The organism is Coleofasciculus sp. G1-WW12-02 (assembly GCF_040219735.1).
Taxonomy (GTDB): Bacteria; Cyanobacteriota; Cyanobacteriia; order Cyanobacteriales; family Coleofasciculaceae; genus Coleofasciculus.
Genome location: NZ_JAVJRX010000056.1, coordinates 1 through 12,136, shown reverse-complemented (window position 1 = coordinate 12,136; position 12,136 = coordinate 1). Strand labels below are relative to the sequence as shown.

Here is a 12,136-nt window from a genome sequence, read left to right as displayed (position 1 = left end):
TATACCCTACGGCACTGCTCTAGCCATTCCTCAAAGATGGTTATTTGAGCGCTAGTTGGTTTTAGTTTAAACTCGTAAATTAAAGTAAACATTTGCTAGGGCGTTTGCCATGTATCTAACACTCATTATACTACACTATTAATTGAGTGTTATCAGGATAGATTAAACTCGCAACTAAAGTAGAGACGCGCCATGGCGCGTCTCTACGCTGAACGCAACGCGAAAGTTTCATCCCCTGGTTGAAACACAGGGGCTTTCACCATCGCTATCCTGTAAAATCTATCCCACAATTTTAGCTAGCTGTGTTACACCAGTAGGCTAAGATCAGAGGAACTCCTACTATACGGAATGACTGACATGAAAACCGCAGCGCGTGTTATTCATAGCGACCCTGACATCCTGGGAGGAACCCCTGTTTTTGTTGGAACTCGTGTACCTTTTGAAACGTTGCTCGATTATCTTGAAGCTGGCGAGCGACTCGACGAATTCTTAGATCATTTTCCCAGTGTTCGGCGTGAGCAAGCGATCGCAGCCCTTGAATTGGCTAAGGAAATGCTGACAGCTTATGCGAATCCTGCTTGATGAGTGCGCCCCCCGACCTTTGAAGCGGGAACTTGCTGATTACCAATCGTCTCAGCCTGATTGTGCCGATAGTGACCAGAACTTCTCTTCCGCAGTAGTTAAGATTAAGAGTGGAAACAGTTCCAACCCTGGTAGGGTAATGCCGTTGTTGCTATACCTTAGTCGTTTAGTCTCCCAGCTTACAACCCGTTAGGACTCTGCCAAGGTTCGCTCTTACATCATGTTCGTCGAGTTTATTTAGATAATTATGACGGCTGTCACTCAATCTCCCTACACCGAAGACCAAATTTCGGCTTGGCTGCGCGGGTTGTGTACCGTAGCTTGGGCTGATGGTCACTTTGATCCCGAAGAAAAAGAGATCGTTTCTAAACTGACTCATGAACTCCTGGAGGTGGATAAAGACCCACAGTCGGTTGAACAAACCATTTCTGCTGAAGAACTGGCTGCGGTGTTAGGTCATGACTTGCATACCGCCGAGAATTTTATCAGAACAGCTGTCATGGTAGCGATGGCAGATGGTATCTACTCAGCTACGGAAGACAATGTTCTGCAAGAGTTCTGCGAAGCGCTAGGACTGCAAATCGAGGCATTGAATGCCCTACGGCATACCCTTTACGATGGTGAGGGTATGAATACCACGGATGTTGCCCACCAAGATGCCCAGCAACCGGGAACATCTCCCCATCCCCATTCGGATATTCTCCACCCTTTACGCAAATGGCTGGATGGGATGGAAGTTCATGACCCACGAGTTGCCCGATTCGTGTGTAATATTATTCCCTCTCAATGTCCGTTTGAACGGGATGTCAACCTATTTGGTCGCAAAGTCGCCCACATTCCAGCAATGTGTAAGCTCAATCCCCTCTATGATCAGTTAGTCGGCTTGCGCTTCCGGGCATTATCCTATCTGGCAGATGAACGGGGCGAAGATGTCTCTAAATATTTTTAATGTAGAGATGTGTCATTATTCGTCTGTAGGGGCTCTTTTCACTACTATCATGTCTTCCCTCACCCAGATGTAATAAACCCGCCCCGACTAGATTAAACGTAAGACGTCTTTGACAGATGACGAATGACCAATGACTAATGACAAATAATGCAATTTATTGATCAAGCGGAAATTGAAGTAGAAGCTGGAAAGGGCGGCGATGGTATTGTCGCCTTCCGGCGGGAGAAATATGTGCCGGCGGGGGGACCTGCGGGTGGGAATGGCGGACGAGGGGGAGATGTGATTTTGGTGGCGGCTGAACACCTGCAAACCTTGCTGGATTTCAAATATGCCCATCGCTTCCAAGCCGACAATGGTGGACGCGGCGGACCGAATAATCGGACGGGTGCTAATGGGCGCGATCGCACGATTCAAGTTCCCTGCGGTACAGTTATCTATGATGCGGATACTGAGGAAGTTCTAGGGGATTTAGTCCAACCTGGACAAACCTTTGGCGTTGCCAAGGGGGGTAAGGGAGGATTAGGGAACAAGCATTTTTTGAGCAATCGCAATCGCGCTCCTGATTATGCCTTACCCGGACTCCCTGGAGAATATCGCCGCATACGTTTGGAGTTGAAATTACTGGCAGAAGTGGGAATTATTGGTTTACCCAATGCAGGTAAGTCTACCCTCATTGCCGCCCTTTCTGCTGCACGCCCGAAAATTGCCGATTATCCGTTTACGACGTTAGTGCCGAATTTGGGTGTGGTTCGGAAACCTACGGGTGATGGAACAGTGTTTGCCGATATTCCCGGATTAATAGAAGGGGCGCATCTGGGAACGGGATTAGGGCATGACTTTCTCCGCCATATCGAACGCACTCGCTTATTACTGCACCTGATTGACGCTACGGCTGATGATCCGATAGGCGATTATCAAACCATTCAAGCCGAGTTACAGGCTTATGGACGGGGATTGTCAGAACGCCCCCAAATTTTGGCCCTCAATAAGATAGATGCTATTGATTCAGAGGCGGTAGAACTTCTGGCGACTGAACTCAATCACTTAACCCATGTACCCGTCTTCCAAATTTCCGCCGTGACTCAGACGGGGTTAGAGTCTATGCTGCAAAAGGTTTGGCAGTCTTTGGAACAGCTAAAAGATGCATCGGTGGAAACTGTGACCCAGTTTTGAGACTCACCGATTTTCTTTTCCTCTATGGCAACAGCGATAATTCCTCTTTAACGTTTGTTGTAAAAACAAGAATATATTTTACTTTATATAAATGAATTTGTCAAATAAGTAATTATAATTATTCTGAAAACGAAAATTTTAGCCCAAAATTCCGGAACGGGGTGACGAAAGGATGAAGGTAAAATTACACCCTTATCCAAGGTGCTAACATTCTGTTTGTCTTGAGCAACGTCTACACCGTGTTTAATTCCATGAGATAAATATACCTTCAAGAAAAGCAGACCGTAATATTGATAGCTTTTCTGACAACAGTGGTAAAACTTCCGGTTTCAGCGCAGAGCCAGAGTCCGAGAAGTCTTGCTCAAACAGGGTTTTTGGAAAAATTAGATTGATGAGAAACGTAGACAATTAATGGCTGCGGTAGAATAATCTATCTAATTTTTCATCCAATTTTAAATCCGAAGCAAAGTTTATCAAAGCTTTATTGAAGTCCTATTTATTGTATTTTTTCTGTAAATAATCGCGATAAAACTTGTTTTTTAACTTGGAAAGATGCGATTATAAACCGTAAGGAAACTCAGGGATTAAAGGTAGAAAATCTCTCAAAAAAGAAAACCAATTAGATAGGGCTTGCTGCACATTCAATTCTTCTTGATTTCCATCAGGGCTAGGCATCTCCACAAATCAGTTTTAAATTTTTGGGATATGCATTTCATCATGGCTCATTCAAAGGTCATTGGCAAATTATCACTAACGACAGCTCTGGCTGCATTAATAGCGGTATTAAGCAGCACTGCTGCCCAAGCGCTTGTTATTGATTTTGAAGATAATTCGATTGAACCGAATCATAATGAAGATGTCTCAAAACCAATAACATCACAGGATTTTTTATTCAAGCCGACGCTCCCACCTGAACAAACGCAGTATGCTTTAGCGAATAATGTATTTGAGGCACACAATGACAGTACCTATTTTATAATCCGGAATTTAGTAGACGACAAAACATTGGAGTCGTTTATCAATCCTGTCATCCTGTCTAAAGGTGATGCAACTCCATTTTCATTAGTCAGCTTCGACTTAGCCGAATGGGGAGAACCCCAGGATCAAGCCCAAACGGTTGAGGTTGTGGGCTTTTTAGCCGGAGGCGGTTCAATTACAAAAATAATTTCCTTTGATGGTATTACGGATGGAGGTGGACTTCTAAAAGATTTTCAAACGGTAATGTTTAATCAACAGTGGGGTAACTTGAGTCGGGTTGAGTTTAAAGGGCTAGAGGCACCTGTTTCTGAGGAGTTGAGTGAACAACCTGGTTTTCAGGTTAATAGCTTTGCGATTGACAACATTGAAGTTGGAGAAGCGTTTGAAGAACCTCAAACAGAAGTTCCTGAACCAAGTTCTATTTTAGGTATCTTTGTTCTGGGGGCGGTGGGTTGTGGTTCTAGCTTGACCAAGAAAATAACTCAGCGTTAACCCACTCAAAGAGCATGGGCGCACGTCGCGTGCGCCCCTACGGTTAGGATACCATGAGGTGTAATCTAGGTGCGTGGATCGATTCCTTGGTAGGCGATGATAAAGTTAATCGCTAAGTAAGGTTGAAGATTATTGTGGGCGTTGTTCTGGCTACTCCCGATAGTAGAAATACAGTCCATTTCCACAAAATTAGTACTTCCCGTTGCATAGATGCTACTTCTGGGTTTCGACAAAAGAGCAGATTCACTCGGACTCGTTGCGTTAGAGTCAGCATTCGTCGCTTTTAATTTCAGTTGAATTTCTGGTAGGTTCGCTGCGGTTAACTCAACCGCTTCTGAACCTCCTTTTGCACCCAAGGTATAGGTACTTACACCAGAAGCAGGAGAGCTATTCCCTGGCATTGGGTTAATCCCAAGAGGAACACGACCTCTTAAATCAGGAACGCGAAAAACGCCTTGTGTTGGATCACCAGGCTGATTGTACTTTCCTGCCAAAATTGTCGCTAGAACATCGTTTACGCCACTTGTTACGTTGCGTAATTTACCGTCGCAAAGATACCAACCATCGGGAACTATATCAAAAGCAACCATGGCAATTTGACCGATAAAAGGTTCTGTCATAATCAACTCCTCAAGTTTTCCATAAGGTAACGTTTCGCTAAAACTTCTCTCGGCTCCCTTTAGCCCTAAAAAAAAGGCAGGAAATGATGTAATCATTCTTGGGGGTCAGGACTCCATTCGTTTTGTTTAGAGCTTAATGTCATAGTAATTTAGCTAAACTTTACCAAGCCGTCAAGAAACTTATGTTACAAAGCTTAAGGTTAAGCGCTATCAACGTGGCGCGGATATTTTTATTTTTACAAAAAATAATACTCAAGCTAAAGTGAAGTGGTAAAACTCCTGAATAACACTGAGTTCTGCAATGCCTAATTTGTGTACAGTGGAGGAAAACAACAAGGAGTAAGTCCTCAACGGTTTAGGACTTAGGCACAAGCGTACAGACTGTGGTTCAACGGAAAAGTTGGTTTAAATCCTGCTGTTATTTTGGACAGAGAATATAAAGTATGCTGGACTTGGCAAGTTCTACCTGATTGGAGGGCAAGCGATGAAACCTATCCCATTGTGCCTTCGCTGTTTGTTTGTCGGTGTTTTCCTCACCGGCATAATTCCCTACCCAATTTTTCCCGAAACAGGACGGTTTTCTAACGGCGAAGGCACCTTAAACTGGGGGATAGGTTGGCTGGACTCGATGCCCTCGGCTCAGGCTCAATCCATTACCCCAGCCGCCGATGGTACGAACACCAGAGTCAACCCTGAAGGGAACCGCTTGGATATTCAGGGGGGAACGCTTTCTGGAGATGGCGAGAATCTCTTCCATAGCTTTGAGCAATTTGGACTTTCCCCCGATCAAATTGCTAACTTTATCTCCGATCCCCAAATTCGCAACATTCTGGGACGGGTGGTTGGTGGAGATACCTCCGTGATTGATGGTTTAATTCAGGTGACAGGGGGAAATTCTAATCTTTTTTTAATGAATCCGGCGGGGATCATTTTTGGTGCTGATGCCCAGCTTAATGTTCCGGCGGCATTTACGGCAACGACGGCGACGGGGATTGGCTTTGGTACTGAGAACTGGTTTAATGCGTTCGGTGAAAATCGGTATCAAAATTTAATTCGGACTCCCACAACCTTAGCGTTTGACTTGGCTGACTCAGCAGCGATTATTAATCATGGCAATTTAGAGGTGGGAAAAGGTCAGACTTTAACCTTAGTAGGTGGTACTATAACCAATACAGGGCAACTAACTGCACCAGGAGGACAAGTTGCGATCGCGGCTGTACCGGGTGAGAATTTGATCAGAATCAGTCAACCGGGAAGCCCCCTCACCTTAGAGATTACACCCCCTCGCTCCAGCACTGGGGAGCAATTACCGATTAGTCCCTTGGATTTACCCGTTTTACTCACGGGGAATAGCGGTCAAGTCGTCAATGAAGGGCAACTATCCACCACCGATACAAATCAGGGTGGCACAATTCATGTCGTTGGTTCTAGGGTAAAGAATCTCGGTTCTATGACAGCGGATGGGGCGGATGGAGGTAATATTCAGATTCAGACTCATCATTTCCTGGACACAGGACTAATGAGTGTTGGGGGAAACCAGGGAAATGGTGGGGAAATTCAGGTTAATTCTACAGGTACGGTGATTCAAACTGCTAGCGCCACAACCCGGGCAAATGGTTCTCAGCAGGGAGGCGTGATTGAATTTAAGGGTAACGCCGATACTGTCTTAACCACTTCAGGAGACATTCAGGCGACGGGAGAGGTGGGAGGTACAGTCCATCTGTTTGCTGAGACTGTCCAATTATTAGCAGCAGATATTGATGTCAGTGGTAACAGTGGCGGCGGTGAGATTTTAGTGGGTGGTGATTTTCAGGGACAGACATCAGACGCTATTAATGCCCAAACTACGGTGGTGAATCATAGCAGTATTCTAAACGCCAACGCCTTAACCACCGGAAGTGGAGGACGGGTAATTGTTTGGTCGGATCAACAGACTCAATTTTCTGGAACGATTCAGGCGCGAGGTGGTGCGATTAGCGGTGACGGCGGTTTTGTGGAAGTGTCGGGGAAAGACTCGCTGGCAATGACGGGTACTGTTGATGTGGGGGCTGTTGATGGATTAGCCGGGACGCTGTTACTCGATCCGAAAAATATCGTAATTGATGATAATGTAGGCGCTATTCCCCAGTTTGATCTTGCTGATCCGAATGCTGGTAATGGTTCCGGGTTTGGTGATGCCATTGTGCCGTTGAGTACAGGAAATGTGGCGGTTACCAAGCCAGGAGATAACTTGGGTGGGAATGATGCGGGTGCGGTTTACCTGTTCGATGGTTCAACTGGAGGATTACTTAGCATACTGACGGGTCAAACCGATGACCAAGTGGGGAGTGGTGGTGTTACGGCTCTGAGTAATGGCAATTACGTCGTCGTTAGTTCCCAATGGAATAATCGGGTTACAGGGACGACAGATATAGGGGCGGTGACGTGGGCTGATGGCACAACTGGGATTTCGAGAGAGGTTAACGCAACTAACAGTTTAGTTGGTACTCAGACTGGTGACCAGGTTGGTCTTAATGGTGTAACGGCGCTCAAAAACAATGGCAATTATGTGGTCAACTCCACGTTTTGGGGGGAAAGCCGAGGAGCGGTGACGTGGGGTAATGGCACGAAAGGGATTACCGGAGAAGTAAATGCCAGCAACAGTTTAGTTGGTGCTAGCCCAAATAATCTGGTGGGATTTGTTGAAAATGGTTTTGACGGTGTAACTGCACTGGAAAACGGAAATTATGTTGTCAGTAGCCCCTTCTGGGAAGACAATGCCACAAATTTTAGTCTAGGAGCCGTGACTTGGGGTGATGGTAGGACTGGGACTACAGGAGAAGTAAATGCCAGCAACAGTTTGGTTGGCATTCGGACAGGGGATCAAGTTGGTAGTGCTGGTGTTACAGCGCTGAGTAACGGCAATTACGTTGTTAGTAGTCCCCTCTGGAACAACGGAGCAATGCAGGATGTGGGCGCTGTTACCTGGGTTGATGCTATCAACGGTTTAACCACGGGTTCAGTCACAGAAAATAACAGTATCATTGGTAGCCAAGAACAAGACCAAATTGGTAGTGGTGGTGTCACTGCATTGACTAATGGAAATTATGTGATTAGCAGTCCCAACTGGAACAATAATCGAGGAGCAGTGACTTGGCGGGATGGCAATCTGCCAACTGGCAATGAGCAAATAAGTACAATCAATAGCTTAGTCGGTAGTACAGCAGGAGACCAAATTGGTAATGGTGTTCCAGGTTTTCCTTCCCGAATTGAGGGTGTTATTGCGCTTGCTAATGGCGATTATATTGTCAACAGCCCTGACTGGAATAATAATCAAGGAGCAATCACTAAGGGCAATGGCACTATTGGTACTATTGATGTCGTGGATGAGACGAATAGTTTGGTCGGAACTCCAGCATCCTCTGACCGCATTGGTAGTGGCGGTGTCACCGCGTTGAGGAATGGAAATTATGTGATTAGTAGCCCGGAGTGGAACAATAACCGAGGCGCTGTGACTTGGCGTGACGCCACAACCGAGACTATCGGTCAAATTAGCGAACTCAAAAGTTTAGTGGGAAACTTGACGAATGATCAAGTGGGTAGTGGCGGCGTTATTGAATTAAATAATAGCAATTATGGTGTCAGTAGTCCCAACTGGGACAATAATATAGGAGCCGTTACTTGGGTGGATGGGAGTAATGGACAAACCTGGAATGGTAAAAACAGTATCAGCGATCAAAATAGCATTATCGGTCGCCCGTCGGATTCCGGTTTAGGTACAGTCATTAATGACCCCGTTAATCAGACCTTTTGGGTACAATTTGCCAAGGAAGGTAGTGGTCGAGTAACAGTCGGCGTCCCGGAAAATCTAACATTTGCTCGTTTTCCTGATGCTTCGCTAACGTTTTCTCCTACCTTTTTAGAGCGTACTTTGAATACGGGGACAGCCGTTGTACTGCAAGCCAATAATGATATTACTCTGAATAGTCCACTGGATATCGATAATCTTAGCGGCAATGGCGGCGACCTCACTTTTAAAGCCGGACGCAGTATTTTTATTAACGATAATATCACGACAGACAACGGAAATTTAACGTTAATCGCCAACGAAACCCTGGCAAATGGGGTGGTTGATTCCCAGCGAGATCGGGGTGACGCGGAAATCGTATTGGCAAATGCAATAAGAATTGATACAGGTGAAGGAAATCTTAACATCGCTCTGAATACGGGGGCAGGCTTAACCCATAATCAAAGTGGTGACATTAGGTTAGGAGGTAATATTAATGCGAATAATCTGACAATTGATCATCAGGGAAATGATGGAGGAATTATTCATCAGGCTGCCAAGTTTAACCTAATGGGCGATCTAACGATTTCCAGTCGTACCCTGGAGCTGGTGGGTCAAATTACAACGCAGAATGGTAGTCTGGAATTCAATGCACCGATTAACTTAACAGGCGATACTGCTCTCACGACAGGCGGTGCGGGTACGATTATTTTTAATAACACGCTTGACGGAAACTATAACCTCGAACTTAATCCGGGTACGAGTCTTACGCTTGATAATCCTATCGGCACAATTACCCCATTGGATAACCTCACCATTAATGGAAATATAAATTTTGCTACTACTATTAATTTGACGGGAACATGGCGACAAAAGGGTTCAGTGACGCTGACGGGTGATAGTCGTCTGAGTACGAGTTCTGGTGATATTCGTTTGCTCAATCAAATGAATGGTAGAAATGGAACAGAAAGCCTGAACCTTATCGCGGAAAGGGGTACGGTACAATTACCCGAAACAGTAGGTAGCACCACCCCAATCGGCAATCTTACTATTCTCAGTAATCGTTTAGATAGTCCAACGTCAGTCAGGATTAATCTCACCGGAAATTTTCAACTCAATGGCGCTAATCCACTGAATTTTGCAGGTGAGGTGACAACAGCAAACGGTTCTATTGAATTTAATGCTCCAACGATTCTAAACGGCGATACGTTCCTGACGACAAATGGCGGTGATATCCAGTTTAATAATACCCTTGAAGGGAGTAGTGGTGCGGCGAATCTAAATCTGACGTCAGGAATAGGAAATATCACGTTCACAGATAGTGTGGGTGAAACTACTCCATTGGGCAATCTGACTATTTTCAATGCCAATAACCTCAGAGCAAGTAATTTGATTAGGGCGGCTAGTCTGAAGCATATAACAGGAACTGGCACAATTAATCTACAGGATGTGCAAACCTCTGGAGGGGCAGTTGAACTGACAACGGGTAATACCATTACTACGGGTAATATTACAACGGTTGGGGGTGATATTCGTCTGACTAGCCATCAGGATCGGGTGAATAGCGGTAACCTTAATTCCTCGGCGGAGATGGGTGGTGATATTTTGGTTGAGGCTGAGGTAAGTATTGATGCTGGGGAAATCAATTCCAGTGGTAATATCGGCGATGGCGGTAATGTTATGCTTGATCCCCGTGAATATATCGAAGTGAGTTCGATTAACGCACAGGGGGGAAGTAATGGCAGAGGGGGCAAGGTTGAGATAGAGAGCGATCGCGTCTTTCGGGCAATTGGCAGTTTTTCCCACAATGGTAGGGAAACCAGCATTTCTACAGCCGGTGGGAAGGGTGGCGGCGATATCACAATTCGTCATGGGGGAGAAGGCATCATTCCCTTTAATGTGGGAGATGCAACAATTAACGGCACAGCTGCTGCCATTACCAGTGGTGAGTTTACCATCACTCCTTTCCAATCCTTTCCCTTTACCCACACTGAAGGCAATATTCGGATTATTAGCGTTGACGAAACCTCAGATATCCCCGTTAACCCCATTGATTTAATCACCACTGATTCCCATAAAAATCAACCCCCAGTTGAAAAGGATGAATCTGGGGTGATGGAGATTGATAACTTATTTAGTCTAGATTATGAAAAGTATTTTGGCACAGAAAGACGGGCAGGGATTACCTTAGAACAAGCGCGAGAAATCTTACGCCAAAATGCAGCAGCAACAGGGGTGAAGTCGGCGGTGATTTATGTAGTATTTGCCCCACAAACGATTAGCGCGGTGCCTGAAGGTGTAGAGGTTGCGCCAAATAATACCAGTTTATTGCGATCGCTAACCCCGCAACCGAGCGATCGCCTAGAATTAATTCTCATTTCTGCCGATGGACAACCTATCCGGCGATCGGTTAATGTAACCAGAGCAGAAGTTCTCAACATGGCAGATCAATTTCGTCGCACTGTAACGAATGTAATCGATGACCAGAACTATCTGCCACCGGCTTACCAGATGTATCAATGGTTGATTCAACCTATAGCTGCTGATTTAGCCGCGCAAGATATCAAGCATCTGGCATTTATCATGGACACAGGCTTACGTTCTATACCTGTTGCCGCTTTGTATGATGGTAAGCAGTTTATCATTGAGAACTATAGTGTCGGCTTAATGCCTAGCCTCAGTCTCACCGATACTCGTTATCGAGATGTCAAAGATGATTCGGTTTTGGCAATGGGGGCTTCAAAGTTTCCAGATAAGGCGCCTTTACCCAGTGTTCCCATAGAGTTACAAGTGATTGCAGATCAGGTGTGGCAAGGTGAATCCTTTCTCAATGAAGAGTTTACCTTGAATAATCTCCAGCAAGCTCGGCGCAAAGCGACGTATGGTATTATTCATTTAGCTACCCATGCCGAATTTAAACCGGGGAAACCGATGGATTCCTATATCCAATTGTGGGGGGAAAATAAACTCAGATTGGATCAGATGTGGCGGTTAGATTGGCATAAACCAACCGTGGAACTTTTAGTTTTAAGTGCCTGTCGCACAGCTTTAGGCGATGAGGAAGCAGAGTTAGGATTTACGGGATTAGCGGTACAAGCTGGGGTCAAGTCAGCCTTGGGCAGTCTCTGGTATGTTAGTGATGAGGGGACACTGGGATTGATGAGTACATTTTACGAGAAACTCAAACAAAGTTCAACCAAAGCCGAAGCTTTGCGAAAGGCACAAGTGGCAATGCTTAGAGGTGAAGTGAAACGAGAAGACGATCACTTAATCACCACTAAGAGTAGTATTCCCTTACCATCTGATTTTCCGTCGATTAACCAAAACTACAGCCATCCTTATTATTGGAGTTCCTTTACCCTAATTGGTAATCCTTGGTAATGGGGGAATAAACATGATATAAACATGATATGACAAATCATATCACTGACTGACTTCATGAACCGCGCCTTACTTCGTGAAGACGCGGATTGGCAGAGATAACCTGTCAGTAGAGACCTTCCATGGACGGTCTGTACATGAATAAGGGCATGAGTTGGTAGGGGACAATCACTTCCGGACGCTTCTCTAGTTCGG

At 45.4% G+C, this 12,136-nt stretch carries 6 protein-coding genes; 5 read left to right on the top strand and 1 reads right to left on the bottom strand.

Features of this window, described 5'->3' with window-relative positions:
• Positions 1 to 357: 357 nt before the first annotated feature.
• The 4 genes from RID09_RS09945 to RID09_RS09930 all read left to right on the top strand — a co-directional run bounded on the left by RID09_RS09945 (position 358) and on the right by RID09_RS09930 (position 4,174).
• On the top strand, positions 358 to 582 hold the full coding sequence (locus RID09_RS09945; RefSeq protein ID WP_446335785.1) for a DUF433 domain-containing protein: 225 nt from the start codon (positions 358 to 360) through the stop codon (positions 580 to 582).
• Between the two features lie 247 nt (positions 583 to 829).
• A complete protein-coding gene (locus RID09_RS09940; protein WP_446335784.1) occupies positions 830 to 1,531 on the top strand; it encodes a Mo-dependent nitrogenase C-terminal domain-containing protein in 702 nt (233 codons plus the stop codon).
• Positions 1,532 to 1,678: 147 nt separating this feature from the next.
• Entirely contained in the window at positions 1,679 to 2,704 is a 1,026-nt protein-coding gene (gene obgE / locus RID09_RS09935) for a GTPase ObgE (protein WP_446335783.1), read from the top strand.
• 717 nt (positions 2,705 to 3,421) lie between these two features.
• Positions 3,422 to 4,174 (top strand): PEP-CTERM sorting domain-containing protein, encoded by a 753-nt coding sequence (locus RID09_RS09930; protein WP_446335782.1) that lies wholly within the window; start codon positions 3,422 to 3,424, stop codon positions 4,172 to 4,174.
• Positions 4,175 to 4,239: 65 nt separating this feature from the next.
• Here the strand turns inward: RID09_RS09930 and RID09_RS09925 are convergent, their stop codons facing one another.
• Positions 4,240 to 4,794 carry a phage tail protein gene (locus tag RID09_RS09925; RefSeq protein ID WP_446335781.1) on the bottom strand — a complete coding sequence of 185 codons (555 nt, stop codon included), beginning with the start codon at positions 4,792 to 4,794 and terminating at the stop codon, positions 4,240 to 4,242.
• A gap of 484 nt (positions 4,795 to 5,278) precedes the next feature.
• Between RID09_RS09925 and RID09_RS09920 the strand changes: the two genes are divergently transcribed.
• Positions 5,279 to 11,941, top strand: a complete 6,663-nt coding sequence (locus RID09_RS09920) for a CHAT domain-containing protein (protein WP_446335780.1) — start codon at positions 5,279 to 5,281, stop codon at positions 11,939 to 11,941.
• Positions 11,942 to 12,136 lie beyond the last annotated feature (195 nt).